This window comes from Pedobacter mendelii (genome assembly GCF_014635725.1).
GTDB lineage: Bacteria > Bacteroidota > Bacteroidia > Sphingobacteriales > Sphingobacteriaceae > Pedobacter > Pedobacter mendelii.
In genome coordinates this window covers 262,587-279,600 of the sequence record NZ_BMDJ01000001.1, presented here as the reverse complement: position 1 = coordinate 279,600, position 17,014 = coordinate 262,587, and the positions used below count along the sequence as shown (strand labels likewise).

Genomic DNA, 17,014 nt, shown 5'->3' with positions numbered 1-17,014 from the left:
GATACACTATATTTTTTCGAATGGCAAGATAGATTGTCTAGGAGACTTTTGTTTTGTATCATAAATTTATATCATAATTAAAATGCAAAAATTTTTAAATTTCATTTGTTTTGGTTTACTGCTCTTTTCAATAATCTTTTCATCTTGCAAAAAGGATGAAAGTGCAGAAAAACAAATTACATCATTTATTCAAAAAAATAATATTACTGCGGTTAAACATCCATCAGGGATGTATTATCAAATTATAAAACCCGGAACCGGTGCTTTCGCTTATCCATCAAATACAAAAATTACCATCAAATACGAGGGTAGGTTATTAGACGGAACCGTAATTGACAATGGTAATGGCGTTGAAAACACCTTTCAGCTGAATCAATTAATAGAAGGTTGGAGAATCGGAATTCCTTTAATTCAAAAAGGAGGAGAAATTCGGTTAATTATTCCCTCTGATTTAGCTTATGGGAGCCAGGCCACCGGACCTGTTCCAGCAAATTCGGTTTTAGATTTTACGATACAATTAATAAACGTACAATAATTAATGAAGAACTTTACAAAACTTAGTCTGCTTACTGTCGTATTGGCTACAATGCTATTTTCATCTTGTAAAAAGGAATACGATTCTATTCAAACTGTTGATGACAATGCAATTCAAAGCTACATTAAGAGCAATAATTTAAGCATGACCAAAGCTTCTACCGGATACTATTATAACGTAATAACACCTGGGATCGGAGATGTGATTAAAAATTCTGATTCTATTTACTACTCGTATACTTTTAAATTGTTGAATGGAACAGTTATAAATCAGACTACCGATTTAATGATTCCTGGTACTTATTTGGGTTATACAGATAGATTTACTATTGGTGGTACCAGTTACCTTTTTACTCCAATTAGAGAAGTTTTAACGATGTTGAAAAGGGGTGGTACAGCCAGATTAATAATGCCTTCAAACTTAGCTTTTGGTAAAAATGGTTTAGCTGCAATCAATGTAGGGTCGAATGAAAATATTTTAGTTGAATTGGGGATTTATAATTTCACCAAAAAGCATGAGGTTGATGAATTTGAAATTAACAAGTTTATTAGTAGTAAAAACTTAACGGTTATAAAAGACCCTTCTCGGGCTAGATATATTATTTCTACACCTGGGACTGGAACCGATGTAATTAACACTAATTCAACAATTGTTGCAAATTATACGGTTAGATATTTGGATGGTACAGTATTGGAAACTTCTATTGATGGTGCTTTTAGTGGAGTTTTAAGTACTTTATACAAAGGCTGGCAACTAATAATTCCTGGTAAGTTAACAGCTGGAGGAAAGATGCGATTGATTTTACCTTCTGATTTAGCTAATGGTACCGCGTTAGATTTTGATATTGAAATTGTAAGCGTTACAAATTAAGATAACGCTTCTTTAAAAACTTTTAATACCCTTTCCCTTGCAAAGGTATGCTCAACTATTGGTTGGGCATATTTTTTTGTGCCAAATTCTGGTACCCATTTTTTAATGTATTCGAATTTTGGGTCGAAACGTTTCATTTGCAATTCTGGATTAAAAACCCTGAAGTATGGTGCAGCGTCATTTCCTGAACCTGCGGCCCATTGCCATCCGCCAACATTGCTGGCCATTTCATAATCCAAAAGCTTCTCAGCAAAATAAGCTTCACCCCAGCGCCAATCAATTAATAAATGTTTGGATAGAAAACTTGCCACAACCATTCTTACACGGTTATGCATCCAGCCGGTTTCATTCAATTGTCGCATTCCTGCATCAACCAAAGGATATCCTGTGTTGCCTTGGCACCAGGCTTTAAATTCTTTTTCATCATTGCGCCATTTAATTTTATCGTATTGCTTTTTAAATGAATCAAATGCTGCATGGGGGAAATGCCAGATTATCATCATGTAAAATTCACGCCAGGCCAGCTCAGATAACCAAACATTTGATTTCGCCTCAATTGCATCTTGCACGGCCTTCCGTATACTTAAAGTCCCGAAACGTAAATGTAAGCCAATATGAGTTGTGCTGTCTAAAGCTGGGTAATCACGCTCTTTTGCATAACCGTCGAGTTTGTTCTTATAGCTCAATTTTGGGAAATCCAGTTTACTTTTCTCGAATCCCATTTCCTTTAAAGCCGGAATGGAAAGTTCTTTAGTTTGAAAAAGATTTTTAAAATATTTTTTTGTAGGATAAGGTTTCGTGTAGAAATTATTAAGCTTGGCAAGCCATATTTTAAAGAATGGCGTAAATACGGTGTAGGGCGTTTTGTCGGCTTTTAATACCTCACCTTTTTCAAAAATAACCTGATCTTTATACGTTTTGAAAGCAATATTTTCACTGGTTAAAAATTCAGCCATATTATCATCACGTTCGCGGGCATAAGGCTCATAATCGTGATTTGTATATACTTCTTTAACAGTGTATTCTTTTAAAATTTCCGGCCAAACCTCTTCTGGTTTTCCATATTTTATAAGTATATCAGAACCTTTTGATTGCAGTTCTTTTTTAATATCGCCTAAGGTTTGATAAATAAAGGTTACTCTTGCATCATTTTCAGATAATTTATCAAGAATGTTTTTATCAAAAATAAATAAAGGAAGAACAGGATAGTCACCTTTTAAGGCTTGGTACAAAGCCGCATTATCTTCTAAACGTAAATCGCGACGGAACCATAATATACTTAGCCCAGAATTATCAGATGATGATTTTTCTTTTTCTATACTTTTAACACCTAAATTTTCACTTCTCATATTTTAATAAAAGATTTTTGTTGAGCTAAATTTAATTAAGAATCTTATTGATTTTGACTACAATTATGATTTTAAGATTACTTGCTGTAAATATCTGCCAAAGCCTCTTCTATCCTCGTAAATTTAAATTTAAAACCTGCATCTAAAAGTTTTTGTGCCGAAGTATTGTTGCTCATTAGCACAGCTTCAACTCTTTCACCCAATAATAACTCTATTGCTGCTTTGGGTACTTTAATTGGCCAAAAGGGACGATGTAACTGTTTTGCAATGCTCTTGGTTAATGCTTTATTAGTTACTGGAAATGGCGCACAGGCGTTGTAGCTGCCTTCCATTTTTGTGTTCTCAATGGCTTCAATATACATATTAACCATATCATCAAGATGCAACCAGGGAGTCCACTGTTTTCCTGTTCCAATTGCCGAACCTGCAAATAAACGAACAGGTAAATCTAGTTGCGGTAGTGCACCGCCATCTTTACTTAAAACAATTCCTGTACGAAGTTTAACAATGCGCAGGCTTAATCTTTTCCCTTCATCAACAGATTGTTCCCAAAGTTTGCAGCATTCGGCTAAGAAGCCAAATCCGTTAGGCTTTTCTTCCGTTAAAATTTCATCACCGCAATCTCCATAATAACCAACTGCAGAGGCAGAAATAAATGATTTTATATTGTGGTTTTTTGATTCTTTAATGGCTTTAAAAAGTAATTCTGCCGATTTTACCCGGCTATCAATAATTTGCTTTTTACGTTCATTAGTCCATTTCTTATCGGCTACAGGTTCTCCTGCTAAATGTACAACGGCATCAACACCATTTAAGCAAGCCGTGTCAATTTCTTGTTTATAAACATCCCAACGGAAAGTATTTTCACCTTCAGGTTTCCTGGATAAGGACTTTACTTCATAGCCAATACTTAAAAGCTTTTTTTTAAGTGCTGAACCCACCAAACCTGTTGCTCCAGTAATAAGAATTTTTTTAACCATGTTTTAAAAACACTAAAGATACAAAAGGGTTTTTTATTAAAGGTTAAAGGTTAAAGGTTAAAGGTTAAAGGTTAAAGGTTAAAGGTTAAAGGGGTTTGCCCACATACCCATTACATTTAAAGCCCTGCTATTATTTTACTTTTAGGTGCTTTAATCGAATAACTTAATTTAATCGTTTTGGTTTCGTTCGGTGCAATTTTCAGTTTCCAAGAGAGCATACCTGTTTCTTTATTCACTTCAGCGTTGCTGCTTTCTAATAATTCAATTTCAATATCGCTTTCTGTTGATAAAGGATATTGATCTTTCAGAGATAATTCTATTGCTTCTTTTTTCGTATTTCTGATTTTTATCAGGTAAGTAAAGGCTTGTTTTTTATTGCTTCCTATAAATTTTGTGCTGCTGAAATCTTCTTGCTTTTCTTTAGTAATGATGATTTTTTTATCCTTTCCCATGCTTAAACTTAATGTATCCTGAATGCTGGCTGGGTTAATGAATGATTTACCAGTATAAGTTCCTTCAAAAATGATATTAGCCTCGCCTGCCTGAAGGTTTAATTTCTCCCAATTTGTTACTTCAGCCAATAAATAAGCATCAGAGCTTAATCTAGGCGTTGCATAGTATTTGTAACTTGCCGGCACTTCATAGGTTTTAAAAGCCACAGTATGGGGCTTGTTGTCACTGCTAACATCATAAGGAATATCAATATCAAAAGTAACGCCTAATTGGGTTTCGTTTACCGTGGTGTAATTGTTAATTGTAGAAGGCGCAGGATTTTCTTTCCTTTTTAGACTATTGCTTCCCCTTATCATAACGACTTCCTTTAATGCCTGTCTCTCATCATTAATGTTTAAACCTGGAGCTTTTCCCTGTAAAGCCTGCTGGATTTGATTATAACTTGATACAAACCATGGATTTAAATTTGGCGCTGTAATATTATAATTCGGGTTTCCGGTTGATAAGGAAAGCTTAACTTTTTTCCAGTCTAAGCCTGTACTTTGTGTTATAGCAGCTTTGTAAACAATTCCCAACGGATTAGCTGTGCCAATAGCTTTAATATCGTAACTCGCTAACCAATTTGCGTTCGGTGTAACATAAGAAACATTATAACTTGCTTCTGTATTTTCTTTTGCCATTAATTGCAAAACCAATTGCCCTAATTGTTGCCTTGGATTACTTCTTATCTCGTTAATTTGTTGTTGAAGGGCTGTTAATCGTTCATTTTGTTTCTCCTCAACTAGATTTAATACTGAAATTGCATTTCTAACTTCAGCATTTTTTGTACGATAATATGCTGCTAGTTTTACAAGTTCAGTAACATTTGTTCCATTACTTGTACCACCCGATTTTCGGTTTTCATCTAATAAAAGTAATGTTTGCTCTTCTATCGTTTTTGCATTTTTAGTTTTGGTTAATTCATTACTAGCAATCTTAATGCTATCGTTTAATTTTTTAATCTCCGGATTAGCTGCTTCTGTATTCAGAAAATCTCTATTGAATTGTACTGCAAGAATAGTAACGCCTGATGAAACTCCAACCTGAATCGAATTCTCATTCACCCGACCAGAAATATTATTAATTACAATTTCTGATGTTCCTGCAGGAAGATTTACTTTTCCGTAATGTGTAAGTTGTGCGCCATTATTGTAAACTGTTACACTTTCTAATGTAGCTTTGGTTTTAATTTGTTGTTGCGCAAATACGCTCAGCGGAAATAGCAAACTAATTAGTAATTGTTTCATTATTTTTTCTTATTATGTATTGTTAATTTATATATGACTGGATGATGTATCTTTCTATCGATTTCCATAACGGAAAGATAAATTTGTTGGCTATTTGTAAATATTAGCCATGTTTTTGCTCCTAAGAGAAAAATAAGATAGATTTGTAATTGCGTTCTTAATACCTTTTTTCGATAAAAAATGTCTAAAAAAATTCTGGTTTGGTTTAGAAATGATCTTCGGCTGCATGATAATGAAATGCTTGTGGAAGCTATTGCCAAATCGGATTCAATTTTACCAGTTTACATTATTGACTCCAGAATTTTTGGCGAAACTAAATATGGTACTCAAAAAACCGGAAGTATTAGGGCGCAATTTATGCTTGAAAGTATTTCTGACTTAAGAAACTCATTAAAACAAATTGGTGGCAATCTTTTAGTTGCTGAAGGTAAGCCCGAAGAAATCCTCCCTGTCTTAGTTCAAGAGTATGAAGTTAATGAGGTTTATCATCACCGTGAAGTCGCAGAAGAAGAAACTCAAATTTCTACTTTGGTAGAAAACGGCCTTTGGAAATTGCGCATTAATCTTAAACACTTTATTGGTCATACTTTATACAATAAGGAAGATTTGCCTTTTCCAATTAAAGATATCCCCGATGCATTTAATCTTTTCAAAAAGAAAATTGAGCGAGACGCAATTATTAAACCATGTTTTTTAGCGCCTGATAGGATAAATGTTGCTGAAGTTATAGATTGGGGCAACATTCCAACATTAACGAATTTAGAACTTATTCCTCAGGAAAAAGATATTCGCTCTGATTTTGAATTTATTGGAGGCGAAACCGGAGGCATTACAACATTGCAAAAAGTAATTGTAGCCATGCAACAGGCTGCATCTGCTAAAAATTTAATTTTGGCATCGAAACTTTCTGCCTGGTTGGCAATGGGTTGCTTATCGCCAAGAAAAGTATATTGGGAAATAAAGAAGATGGAAGGAATGCCCAATACAAAGGCAATATTTAATCATATTTTACTTGGTTTATTATGGCGGGATTATTTTCGCTTCATGTTTAAAAAATATGGTAATACGTTCTTTAAACCTGAAGGTTTCGGTAACCAAGGTATTGTTGATGAAGTAAATACAACTGAGAATTTTAATAGTTGGAAAAACGGACATACAGGTTTTGCAATTGTTGATGCCGTTATGAATGAGTTGAATCAAACCGGATATATCTCTAATATTGCCAGGCAAACCGCCGCACTTTACCTGATAAATAATTTAGAAGTTAGTTGGGTTTTGGGGGCCGCCTATTTCGAAGAGAAACTAATTGATTATAACCCGGCGAGTAATTGGGGTAATTGGGCCAATATGGCTGGTGTTGGTAACGATCAAAAAACGAAAAGTGTGTTTGATTTAGATAAGAATATCAAAAGCCTAGATCCGAAAGGAAATTACGCATTAACTTGGGCATCTTGATAAAGATAGAATGATTAAGTTTTGAATCATAGAATCAATTGAACCTTAGTTCATTCTCTAATTCAAAAATCATTCATTTCGCAATTTTAAATCCCTAATTAAAAAATCTTATTTTAATCGAGTTTTTTGCCATTTATACAAGGTAAAATTCTAATTTTGTAATGCTTATAGTAAACAGTTAATAATGGGTGGTTTATCTTATCTTAATGGCGCAAACGCCGAATATATAGAGTCTTTATATCAATCTTATCAACAAGACCCCGAGTCGGTTGAGTTTGGTTGGCAGAAATTTTTTGAGGGTTTTGATTTTGGAAGAGGATCAGAAGCTCCGGCGGTAACTACAGAAACTCCAGAACAATTTTTAAAAGAGGTTAGTGTTTTGAATTTGATTGACGGGTATCGTACTCGTGGTCACTTGTTTACGCATACCAATCCGGTACGCGAAAGACGTAAACATTTACCAACTTTAGATCTATCAAACTTTGGTTTATATGATGCAGATTTAGAAACCGTTTTTAATTCGGGTGTTGAAATTGGTATCGGTGCAGCAAAGCTGAAAGACATTGTTGCATTTTTAAAACAAACCTACGCACACTCAATTGGTGCAGAATATAAATTTTTACGTACACCTGAAGTGTTGAACTGGATTCAACAGAAAATGGAAAGTGCACGTAATACTCCAAACTTCTCCATTGATGAGAAAAAACGTATCCTTAGAAAATTAAATGAAGCAGTAAGTTTCGAAAATTTTCTTGGAACAAAATTCTTAGGTCAGAAACGGTTCTCCTTAGAAGGCGCAGAAGCTTTAATTCCTGCATTGGATTCGGTTATTGAAAAAGGTGCCGAATTAGGAATTGAAGAGTTTGTAATTGGTATGGCACACCGTGGTCGTTTGAATGTGTTGGCCAATATTATGCAAAAAACTTACAAAGATATTTTTGCAGAGTTTGAAGGTAAAAGCTACAATCCTGATACCCCATTTGGTGGTGATGTTAAATATCATTTAGGTTATTCTACAGATGTAACTACTGTTTCAGGTAAAAGTGTTCACTTAAGTTTATGCCCAAATCCATCACACTTAGAAACTGTTGATGGCGTAGTTGAGGGCATGAGCCGTTCGAAAATCGATTTCAAATATGGTGGCGATAACAGTCGTTTAGCACCAATTTTAATTCATGGTGATGCATCTGTTGCTGGACAAGGGATTGTTTACGAAGTAATTCAAATGGCAGGATTGGAAGGTTACAAAACTGGTGGAACAATTCACCTGGTGATTAACAATCAAATCGGTTTTACTACAAATTATAAAGATGCACGCACAAGTACTTACTGTACAGATATTGCAAAAGTAACTTTATCTCCTGTTTTCCACGTAAATGGTGATGACCCTGAAGCTTTGGTTTATGCAATTAATTTGGCAATGGAATACCGCCAAAAATATAAAAATGACGTTTTCATTGATATTCTTTGCTACCGTCGTTTCGGGCATAATGAATCTGATGAGCCTAAGTTTACACAACCTTTATTGTACAAAACAATTGAAAAACACCCTAATCCAAGGGAATTATATATTGAACAGTTAACTAAAGAGGGTAAACTGGAAGCAGGTTTGGCAAAAGAAATGGAAAAAGATTTCCGTGGAATTTTGCAAGAACGCTTAAATGAAGCTAAAGATTTTGTAGCGGGAAATACAGAAGTTAAATTTGGTGGTGCCTGGGCAGATTTGCGTATGGCTACTCCAAAAGATTTCGAAACATCTCCAGTTACTGCAGTTAAAAAATCTACATTGTTAGAAATTGGTAAGCGCATTACAACATTACCATCTAATAAAAAATTCTTCAAAAAGATTGAGAAATTATTTGTAGAACGAACCAAAATGGTTAATGAAAGCAATGTTTTCGACTGGGCAATGGGCGAGCAACTGGCTTACGGTACCTTATTATCAGAAGGAAAACGTATTCGTTTAAGTGGTCAGGATGTAGAACGCGGAACGTTTTCTCATCGCCATGCGGTATTAACCTTAGAAGATAGCGAAGAAGAATATGTGCCATTAGCAAACATTTCCGACCAACAGGCACCATTTGATATTTACAACTCACACTTATCAGAATATGGGGTTTTAGGTTTCGAATATGGTTATGCAATGGCTAATCCTAATGCTTTAACCATTTGGGAGGCACAATTTGGCGATTTCTTTAACGGAGCGCAAATTGTTGTAGATCAATATATTGCTAGCGCAGAAACTAAATGGCAACGTGAAAACGGTTTGGTTATGTTATTGCCGCATGGTTACGAAGGCCAGGGTCCTGAGCATTCATCAGCTCGTATAGAACGTTTTATGGAACTTTGTGCAGATTACAACATGCAGGTAACCAACTGTACAACTCCGGCAAACTTCTTTCACGTTTTGCGCCGACAGTTTAAAAGGGATTTCCGCAAACCATTAATCGTATTTACACCGAAAAGCTTATTGCGTCACCCGGCTTGTGTTTCTAAATTAGAAGAATTTACAGAAGGCGGCTTTAAAGAAATTATTGATGATGTAAATGTTAAAGTTGCAGATGTAACTCGAATAGTTTTCTGTAGTGGAAAAATCTATTTTGAGTTGTTGGAAAAACAACAGACAGATAAAGTTAAGCATGTGGCAGTTGTTCGCGTTGAACAATTGTATCCAACACCTGTTGACCAAATGGAAGCAATTAAGAAAAAATATAAAAATGCTAATGAAATTTTCTGGGTACAAGAAGAACCAGAAAACATGGGTGCGTGGCCATATTTATTCCGCAAATTATATAAAACTGGCTTAAAAGGTATTGATGTAATTTCCAGAAGAGAGAGTAGTAGTACAGCAACTGGTTTTGCAAAACAGCATGCCAACCAACAAGCTTATATTTTGGCAAAAGCATTAGAAGTTCCTGTTAAAAAAGAGGAAGTAAAAGACGCTGCTAAAAAAGCAAGTAAAAAAATGGCAGAAGCCGATTAAGATTGAGGGTAAAAAGGTGTAAGGTTGAAGATTTTGTTCAATAGCTTATACATTGAATTAAGACAAAACAGCAAAGAAAATACAATTTTAAAAATATGAGTTTAGAGATAAAAGTTCCACCAGTTGGTGAGTCGATAACCGAAGTTGTTTTATCACGTTGGATAAAAAACGATGGCGATGTTGTTGAAATGGATGAAGTTATTGCTGAATTAGAATCAGACAAAGCCACTTTCGAATTAACAGCAGAACAAGCTGGAACTTTAAAAACCATAGCTGCTGAAGGCGATACTTTAGCAATCGGTGCAGTAGTTTGTAAAATTGAAGATGGTGGTGCAGCTCCGGCAAAAGCTGAAGCTCCAAAAGCTGACGAAAATCCTGTTGTTGCCGAAGAAAAAACTGCAGCTCCAGTTGCAGAAAAAACTGGTGATAGCTATGCAACAGGAACTCCATCTCCCGCTGCAGGTAAAATTCTAGCCGAAAAAGGTATTGATTCAAATGCTGTAAAAGGTACAGGTATTGACGGTCGTATTACCAAAGATGATTCTGTCAAAGCTGAAGTAGGTAAACAGCAAGAGGCTCCAAAGGTAAGTGCTCCAGTCGCTGCTCCTCCTGCAGGAAGCCGTACTGAACGTCGTGAGAAAATGTCTCCTTTGCGTAGAACAGTTGCAAAACGTTTGGTTGCTGTTAAAAATGAAACCGCAATGTTAACCACTTTTAACGAGGTTAATATGAAACCAATTATGGATTTACGCGGAAAATATAAAGATCAGTTTAAAGAGAAATATGGTGTTGGTTTAGGTTTTATGAGCTTTTTCACTAAGGCAGTAACCGAAGCTTTAAAAGATTTTCCGGCAGTAAACGGTCGTATTGAGGGTGAGGAATTAGTTTATAATAATTTCGCTGATATCTCCATCGCAGTTTCTGCACCTAAAGGACTAGTGGTTCCTGTTATCCGTAATGCGGAAAGCATGAGTTTAGCTGAAATCGAAAAATCTGTTTTGGCTTTAGCCTTAAAAGCTCGTGATGGTAAGTTAACTATCGAGGAAATGACTGGTGGAACCTTCACAATTACCAATGGTGGCGTTTTTGGTTCGATGATGTCTACTCCGATTATCAATGCGCCGCAATCTGCTATTTTAGGTATGCACAATATTGTAGAACGTCCTATTGCTGAAAAAGGTGAGGTTGTTATTCGTCCGATGATGTATGTTGCTTTATCTTACGACCACAGGATTATCGACGGACGTGAGTCTGTTGGTTTCTTAGTTCGTGTTAAACAATTATTAGAAGACCCAGCCAGGTTGTTATTAGGTATATAACTTCATAACCCAATAAATCGGTACTTTCATATTGAAAGCCTTGATATGATATTATCAGGGCTTTTTTTATATCATTGGAATATGAAATTAACGTTCAACTCAAAATTCCTTTTCATATTTCTTGCGATTTTGATTGCCGAAATTTTGATTGCAAAATATCTGCATGATGCTTTTATTAGGCCTTTTGGTGGTGATGTTTTAGTAGTTGTTTTGATTTATGCTTTCTTTAGGATATTCATAAAAATGAATTATAAAAAGCTTGCTTTTAGTGTGTTGATTTTCTCGTTCATAATTGAAGCCTTACAAGCAGTTCAATATGTAAATTGGTTGGGCTTTGAAAATAATAAATTCTGGAGTACTATTCTTGGAACTTATTTTACGTTTTACGATTTGCTAGCCTATTTTGTTGGGTATTTAATTTGTTTATTGTTTAAGGATTGAGAATTATACTCCTATGATTATCCATCTTGTCATTGCGAGGCAAGAAGCAATCTTTCGACTATGGCTAAAAAGATATAGCTGACACATTAAGATTGCTTCTTGCCTCGCAATGACGACTTGAACTAAAAAGAGGTTGTCTCATAAATACGAAATGTCATCCTGAACCTGTCGAAGGACTCGCAAGACTACCTTTTAGGGTGTTTCGACAGGCTCAAAGTGACAATATGCAAAGATAAATTGATTTATGAGACTCTTCTAGTTATTTAAAACGTATAAATACCTGCTAATTATTTAAATCGTTAATTCTCTTAATCCTCTACTATCTCGCTATTAATGCTTACCTCATCTTTTACATCCTCTTTAAAGTAATTCTTTTGGAAGATTAGAATAAGTATTACTCCAACTGAAATCGCGGCATCTGCAAGGTTAAAAACGGGTCTGAAGAAAACAAATTCATCTCCACCCCAAATCGGTATCCATGTTGGGAAATGTCCTTCCGCAATTGGGAAGTAAAACATATCTACAACACGACCGTGAAACCAGCTTTCGTAGCCGTAAATTTTCCCATAAAATACAGAATCGATGATGTTTCCTAAAGCACCTGAAAAAATCAAGGCGACATTAAGAATTAACCCGCGATGGTATTTGTGTTTAATTAAATAGTTTAACCCATATCCAATTCCGGCTACTGCTGCAATCCGGAATAGCGATAATGCCAATTTGCCGAACTCACCGCCAAATTCCATCCCAAAAGCCATTCCATTATTTTCGGTAAAGTGGATGATAAACCATTTGCCAATGATGTTAAACTCCTGACCAAGGTACATATGCATTTTAACCCAGGTTTTAACCAACTGGTCGGCCAGTAAAACCAAAAAGATTATAATTAAAGGTTTTGTATAGCCTTTCATTAACTCTGTTTTAATTTAGCTTCCATACTTAAAGTTGCATGCGGCACCGCACGTAAACGTTCTTTTGGAATTAACTTACCCGTTTCTCTGCAAACACCGTAAGTTTTGTTTTCTATACGAACCAAAGCATTTTCAAGATTATCAATAAATTTTTTCTGACGGGCAGCTAATTGATTGATTTGCTCTTTTTCCATTGTTGCAGAACCATCTTCTAATGTTTTGTAAGCACCAGATGTATCTTCGGTTCCGTTTGCATTCGGATTACTTAAAGAAGTTGTTAATGCGTTAAGCTCTTCTTTAGAGCTGCGCAATTTATCTTGAATTAATTCTTTAAATTCTTGTAATTCACTGTCTGAGTAGCGTGTTTTATTACTGTTTTCCATGTTTTTAATTTAGTTTTCTAATATATGGATTTATATTTTAGATACTGAAATGCTTAGTTCAACATCATCGATAACGATTTTGTTTGCGTTTATCATATTATCCGTTAATTCAAATTCATCTGCTAAAATTTCTGCGCAAATGTAAGCCTTGTTTTTAGTAACTGCTTTGGCTACCAGATTATCATTTTGTAAAATAACTTTAATCCTATCAGTAACCTCAAAGTTTAATTCTTTCCGTAAATTCTGAACACGATTAACTAATTCGCGGGAAATCCCCTCTTGTTTCAATTCTTCAGAAATCGTTACATCTAAAGCAACGGTTAAGTTGCCTAAGTTGGTTACTTGCCATCCAGGAATATCTTCAGCAAAAACTTCTACATCATCAATTAAATTGATGGTAAATTCTACCTTATTACTTCCAGCTATAGTTAAGAAACCATCGTTTTCTAATCGCTGAATATCATCTTGATTGGCATTTTCTAGAGCGTCTTTAACTAAGCTCATATCTTTACCAACTTTTCTGCCCAATGATTTAAAATTAGGCTTTAGCTTTTTCTTAACAATGCCATGCGTGTCGGTTATAAACTCGATATGTTTTACATTCGTTTCTGAAAGAATATAATCGGCAACTTTTGATATTTTTTGTTCAAAATCGCCATTTAAAGAAGGAATTAAGATTTTCTCTAAAGGTTGACGGACATTAATACTCGACTTTTTTCGCAATGATAAAACCATTGATGAAATGTCCTGAGCATAAACCATACGCTCATTCAAATCATTGTCTATTAAGCTTTCGTCAGCTTCTGTCCATAAAGTTAGGTGAACAGATTGTTCAGCTGTTTTATCATGAACAGTTAAGTTTCTGTATAACCAATCGGCAAAGAAAGGTGCAACAGGACTCATCAGCTGTGCTAAAGTTTCCAAGCAAGTATAAAGCGTTTCGTAGGCAGCACGTTTATCATCTGTCATTTCGCCTTTCCAAAAGCGGCGGCGACTTAACCTGATGTACCAATTACTCAAATGCTCATCAACAAAAGACTGGATAGCACGGGTTGCTTTTGTTGGCTCGTAAGTTTTGTAACTTTCATCAACTTCGTTGATTAGGTTTTGCAATAACGATAAAATCCAACGGTCTAATTCAGTTCTATCGGCAACTTTGCTTAAATTATTTTTGTCTATTTCGAATTTATCAATGTTCGCATATAAAGCAAAGAATGCGTAGGTATTGTAAAGTGTTCCGAAGAATTTACGACGCACTTCAGCGATTCCCTCAATATCAAATTTTAAATTATCCCAAGGATTTGCATTAGAAATCATGTACCAACGCGTTGCATCAGCACCATATTCCTTTATGGTTTTGAACGGGTCTGCAGCATTACCCAAACGTTTAGACATTTTTTGTCCGTTTTTGTCTAATACCAATCCGTTTGAAACCACATTTTTGTACGCTACTTTATCAAAAACTAGTGTTGAGATTGCATGTAAAGTATAAAACCAACCGCGGGTTTGGTCTACACCCTCGGCTATAAAATCTGCAGGAAAATCTTCGTTTTTATCAATTTTCTCTTTGTTTTCGAAAGGATAGTGCCATTGTGCATAAGGCATAGCGCCAGAATCAAACCATACATCAATTAAATCAGTTTCGCGGCTCATTGGTTTACCCGATGGAGATACTAAAACAATCTTATCCACAACATTTTTGTGTAAGTCGATTAAATCGTAGTTCTCTTCAGTCATATTGCCGATTTCGAACCCTTTAAACGGATTTTCTTTTTGGAAACCAGCGGCTATAGATTTTTCAATAGCGTTGTAAAGTTCTTCAACCGAACCGATTAATACTTCTTCTTTTTTATCTTCAGTTCTCCAGATTGGTAAAGGAATTCCCCAATATCTCGAACGGGATAAATTCCAGTCATTGGCATTTTTTAGCCAATTTCCAAAACGACCCTCCCCAGTAGATTTCGGTTTCCAATTGATGGTTTCATTAAGGTCGAACATTCTGTCTTTAACATCTGTTACTTTGATGAACCATGAATCTAAAGGATAATATAAAAGTGGCTCGTCAGTTCTCCAACTGTGTGGATAACTGTGGACATATTTTTCTACTTTAAAAGCCTTATTTTCTTCTTTTAATAAAATAGCGATTTCAACATCAACCGATTTCTCTGGCACTTCATCAACGTTGTAGTATTCATTCTTAACATATTTACCTGCAAAAGGACCAACATGTTTAGTAAATCTACCCTGTAGATCAACCAAAGGAACCAATATGTCGTTATCATCCATTACCAACATTGGCGGTATTTCTGGAACAGCTTCTTTGGCAACTTTAGCATCATCAGCACCAAAAGTTGGTGCGGTATGAACAATACCGGTACCGTCTTCTGTGGTAACGAAGTCTCCGGAAATTACTCTGAAAGCATTTTCAGGATAATTATATGGTAAAGCGTAATTTAGAAGTTGTTCGTATTTAATTCCAACCAAATCCGTTCCTTTACACTCGCCAAGGATTTGGAAAGGTATTTTCTTATCTCCAGATTTGAAATTAGCGAAATCCTCCGCTTCATTGCTTTCAAAGAAAATTTTGCTGAATTGTTTTCCAACCAGATTTTTTGCCAGGATTACATTCGTTGGCAAGAACGTATATTGATTAAAAGTTTTAACTAAAACATAGTCGATTTTTGGACCAACTGTTAAAGCTGTGTTTGAGGGTAAAGTCCATGGTGTTGTTGTCCAAGCAAGAAAAAACGCCTCATCCAACTCCTCCGGAGCGGGAGAGATGCGAAATGCTTTAGCCACACTATTAGCTCCCTCTCCGCCGGAGAGGCTTTTAAACTGTGCAACAATTGTGGTGTCAGTAACATCACGATAAGCACCGGGCTGGTTCACTTCGTGAGAACTTAAACCCGTTCCTGCTTTTGGCGAATATGGTTGTATGGTGTAACCTTTATAGATTAACCCTTTATCGTAAATTTGTTTTAAAAGCCACCAAACAGATTCCATGTATTTCGATTTGTAGGTAATGTATGGATCATTCATATCCACCCAATATCCCATCTGCTCAGTCAAATCATTCCACACATCAGTGTAGCGCATTACTGTTTTTTTACATGCTTCATTATAGTCTTCGATGGATATAGTTCTACCGATATCTTCTTTGGTTATGCCTAATTCTTTTTCAGTACCAAGTTCAACAGGTAGACCGTGTGTATCCCAACCAGCTTTTCTTTTAACCTGATAACCTTTAATTGTTTTGTAACGACAAAAAATATCTTTAATAGCACGAGCCATTACGTGGTGAATCCCCGGCATGCCGTTGGCCGACGGAGGTCCCTCGTAAAAAGTAAATGGATTAGATTTCGGGCGAGAAGAAATGCTTTTTTCAAAGATGTTTTCTTCTTTCCAAAAATCCAGTATTTCTTGCCCTATTTTGGCAAGGTCTAATTGTTTAAATTCGCTATACATCAATTAAGTACCTCAAAAAATTAAGGATGCAAAGTTAAAAAATTTGAGTGGATTTTGGTAGTTTTGATGTAAATACTTTTAGCGTGAAATTATTTAATATCGGTATTTCGTTAATGATTGTTGCTGTAATTACGCTGCCCACGGTTGCTGTTATTAATCCAGTAAACCGAGATTTTGTGCTTTATGGTTTTTATTCTTTTGGTCTTTTAGAACTTATAGGATTAATCTTTGTTTTATTTCATATTATTACCTTAAAAAAGAAAACCCCATGATTAAGCTACTTAAATTACAAAAAGCCGTTTTAGTTCTTGTTTTAGGTGTACTTTCTTATATCGCATATAGAATTTTAGATACCAATGAGGTTGATGGCGCTCGTTATTTACAAATTTTAGCAGGTGTTTTGGTAATGGTTGGTGCATTCTGGATGCTATACCCGATTCTTTTTGCGAAGAAAGATGGTGATGGAAATGCTGAAATTATTACGGATCCAACCGTCGAAATTCCAGTAGATGAGGAAGAGAAAAAGCCTACAGTGGAGTAATTTTTCAAACCTATAAGATTTTGAAAACCTTATAGGTTTGAAT

13 protein-coding genes are annotated in these 17,014 nt (G+C 35.4%); 7 read left to right on the top strand and 6 right to left on the bottom strand.

Annotation, left to right across the window (positions count from 1 at the left end; translation table 11 throughout):
* Positions 1-82: 82 nt before the first annotated feature.
* Positions 83-535: an FKBP-type peptidyl-prolyl cis-trans isomerase gene (locus IEV50_RS01255; RefSeq protein WP_188411441.1), complete on the top strand. Its 453-nt coding sequence runs from the start codon at positions 83-85 to the stop codon at positions 533-535.
* A gap of 3 nt (positions 536-538) precedes the next feature.
* Positions 539-1,405 carry an FKBP-type peptidyl-prolyl cis-trans isomerase gene (locus IEV50_RS01250; RefSeq protein ID WP_188411440.1) on the top strand — a complete coding sequence of 289 codons (867 nt, stop codon included), beginning with the start codon at positions 539-541 and terminating at the stop codon, positions 1,403-1,405.
* On the opposite strand, the gene IEV50_RS01245 is transcribed toward IEV50_RS01250, so the two are convergent.
* The 3 genes from IEV50_RS01245 to IEV50_RS01235 form a co-directional block, all read right to left on the bottom strand.
* Positions 1,402-2,754: a cryptochrome/photolyase family protein gene (locus tag IEV50_RS01245; RefSeq protein WP_188411439.1), complete on the bottom strand. Its 1,353-nt coding sequence runs from the start codon at positions 2,752-2,754 to the stop codon at positions 1,402-1,404. The two genes, IEV50_RS01250 and IEV50_RS01245, sit on opposite strands and share 4 nt — an antisense overlap.
* 77 nt (positions 2,755-2,831) lie before the next feature.
* A complete protein-coding gene (locus IEV50_RS01240) occupies positions 2,832-3,734 on the bottom strand; it encodes a TIGR01777 family oxidoreductase (RefSeq protein WP_188411438.1) in 903 nt (300 codons plus the stop codon).
* A 116-nt stretch (positions 3,735-3,850) separates the two neighbouring features.
* Positions 3,851-5,473 carry a DUF4139 domain-containing protein gene (locus tag IEV50_RS01235; RefSeq protein ID WP_188411437.1) on the bottom strand — a complete coding sequence of 541 codons (1,623 nt, stop codon included), beginning with the start codon at positions 5,471-5,473 and terminating at the stop codon, positions 3,851-3,853.
* Between the two features lie 180 nt (positions 5,474-5,653).
* On the opposite strand from IEV50_RS01235, the gene IEV50_RS01230 reads away from it, so the two are divergent.
* The 4 genes from IEV50_RS01230 to IEV50_RS01215 all read left to right on the top strand — a co-directional run bounded on the left by IEV50_RS01230 (position 5,654) and on the right by IEV50_RS01215 (position 11,671).
* Positions 5,654-6,928 carry a DASH family cryptochrome gene (locus tag IEV50_RS01230; RefSeq protein ID WP_188411436.1) on the top strand — a complete coding sequence of 425 codons (1,275 nt, stop codon included), beginning with the start codon at positions 5,654-5,656 and terminating at the stop codon, positions 6,926-6,928.
* Positions 6,929-7,112: 184 nt separating this feature from the next.
* Positions 7,113-9,911: a 2-oxoglutarate dehydrogenase E1 component gene (locus tag IEV50_RS01225; protein ID WP_188411435.1), complete on the top strand. Its 2,799-nt coding sequence runs from the start codon at positions 7,113-7,115 to the stop codon at positions 9,909-9,911.
* A gap of 95 nt (positions 9,912-10,006) precedes the next feature.
* Complete coding sequence (gene odhB / locus IEV50_RS01220; protein WP_188411434.1) at positions 10,007-11,230, top strand: 2-oxoglutarate dehydrogenase complex dihydrolipoyllysine-residue succinyltransferase; 1,224 nt, start codon at positions 10,007-10,009, stop codon at positions 11,228-11,230.
* 81 nt (positions 11,231-11,311) lie between these two features.
* Positions 11,312-11,671, top strand: a complete 360-nt coding sequence (locus tag IEV50_RS01215; protein ID WP_188411433.1) for a ribosomal maturation YjgA family protein — start codon at positions 11,312-11,314, stop codon at positions 11,669-11,671.
* Between the two features lie 308 nt (positions 11,672-11,979).
* On the opposite strand, the gene IEV50_RS01210 is transcribed toward IEV50_RS01215, so the two are convergent.
* Genes IEV50_RS01210 through ileS form a run of 3 tightly spaced genes read right to left on the bottom strand, consistent with a single transcriptional unit; the run spans position 11,980 to position 16,430 of the window.
* Positions 11,980-12,582 carry a lipoprotein signal peptidase gene (locus IEV50_RS01210; protein WP_188411432.1) on the bottom strand — a complete coding sequence of 201 codons (603 nt, stop codon included), beginning with the start codon at positions 12,580-12,582 and terminating at the stop codon, positions 11,980-11,982.
* The gene (locus IEV50_RS01205; protein ID WP_188411431.1) at positions 12,582-12,965 is read right to left on the bottom strand and encodes a TraR/DksA family transcriptional regulator; all 384 of its coding nucleotides are present in this window, start codon (positions 12,963-12,965) and stop codon (positions 12,582-12,584) included. The genes IEV50_RS01210 and IEV50_RS01205 overlap by 1 nt, the downstream gene beginning before the upstream one ends.
* 30 nt (positions 12,966-12,995) lie before the next feature.
* Positions 12,996-16,430, bottom strand: coding sequence for an isoleucine--tRNA ligase (gene ileS / locus IEV50_RS01200; RefSeq protein ID WP_188411430.1), 3,435 nt, complete (start codon positions 16,428-16,430; stop codon positions 12,996-12,998).
* 268 nt (positions 16,431-16,698) lie between these two features.
* Between ileS and IEV50_RS01195 the strand changes: the two genes are divergently transcribed.
* Positions 16,699-16,971, top strand: a complete 273-nt coding sequence (locus tag IEV50_RS01195) for an isoleucyl-tRNA synthetase (protein ID WP_188411429.1) — start codon at positions 16,699-16,701, stop codon at positions 16,969-16,971.
* Positions 16,972-17,014 lie beyond the last annotated feature (43 nt).

What these genes read in the sequence shown, in the direction of transcription:
- IEV50_RS01255 (WP_188411441.1), top strand. Translation starts at nt 83, where the DNA reads ATGCAAAAATTTTTAAATTTCATTTGTTTTGGTTTACTGCTCTTTTCA.
- IEV50_RS01250 (WP_188411440.1), top strand. Translation starts at nt 539, where the DNA reads ATGAAGAACTTTACAAAACTTAGTCTGCTTACTGTCGTATTGGCTACA.
- IEV50_RS01245 (WP_188411439.1), bottom strand. Translation starts at nt 2,754, where the DNA reads ATGAGAAGTGAAAATTTAGGTGTTAAAAGTATAGAAAAAGAAAAATCA.
- IEV50_RS01240 (WP_188411438.1), bottom strand. Translation starts at nt 3,734, where the DNA reads ATGGTTAAAAAAATTCTTATTACTGGAGCAACAGGTTTGGTGGGTTCA.
- IEV50_RS01235 (WP_188411437.1), bottom strand. Translation starts at nt 5,473, where the DNA reads ATGAAACAATTACTAATTAGTTTGCTATTTCCGCTGAGCGTATTTGCG.
- IEV50_RS01230 (WP_188411436.1), top strand. Translation starts at nt 5,654, where the DNA reads ATGTCTAAAAAAATTCTGGTTTGGTTTAGAAATGATCTTCGGCTGCAT.
- IEV50_RS01225 (WP_188411435.1), top strand. Translation starts at nt 7,113, where the DNA reads ATGGGTGGTTTATCTTATCTTAATGGCGCAAACGCCGAATATATAGAG.
- odhB (WP_188411434.1), top strand. Translation starts at nt 10,007, where the DNA reads ATGAGTTTAGAGATAAAAGTTCCACCAGTTGGTGAGTCGATAACCGAA.
- IEV50_RS01215 (WP_188411433.1), top strand. Translation starts at nt 11,312, where the DNA reads ATGAAATTAACGTTCAACTCAAAATTCCTTTTCATATTTCTTGCGATT.
- IEV50_RS01210 (WP_188411432.1), bottom strand. Translation starts at nt 12,582, where the DNA reads ATGAAAGGCTATACAAAACCTTTAATTATAATCTTTTTGGTTTTACTG.
- IEV50_RS01205 (WP_188411431.1), bottom strand. Translation starts at nt 12,965, where the DNA reads ATGGAAAACAGTAATAAAACACGCTACTCAGACAGTGAATTACAAGAA.
- ileS (WP_188411430.1), bottom strand. Translation starts at nt 16,430, where the DNA reads ATGTATAGCGAATTTAAACAATTAGACCTTGCCAAAATAGGGCAAGAA.
- IEV50_RS01195 (WP_188411429.1), top strand. Translation starts at nt 16,699, where the DNA reads ATGATTAAGCTACTTAAATTACAAAAAGCCGTTTTAGTTCTTGTTTTA.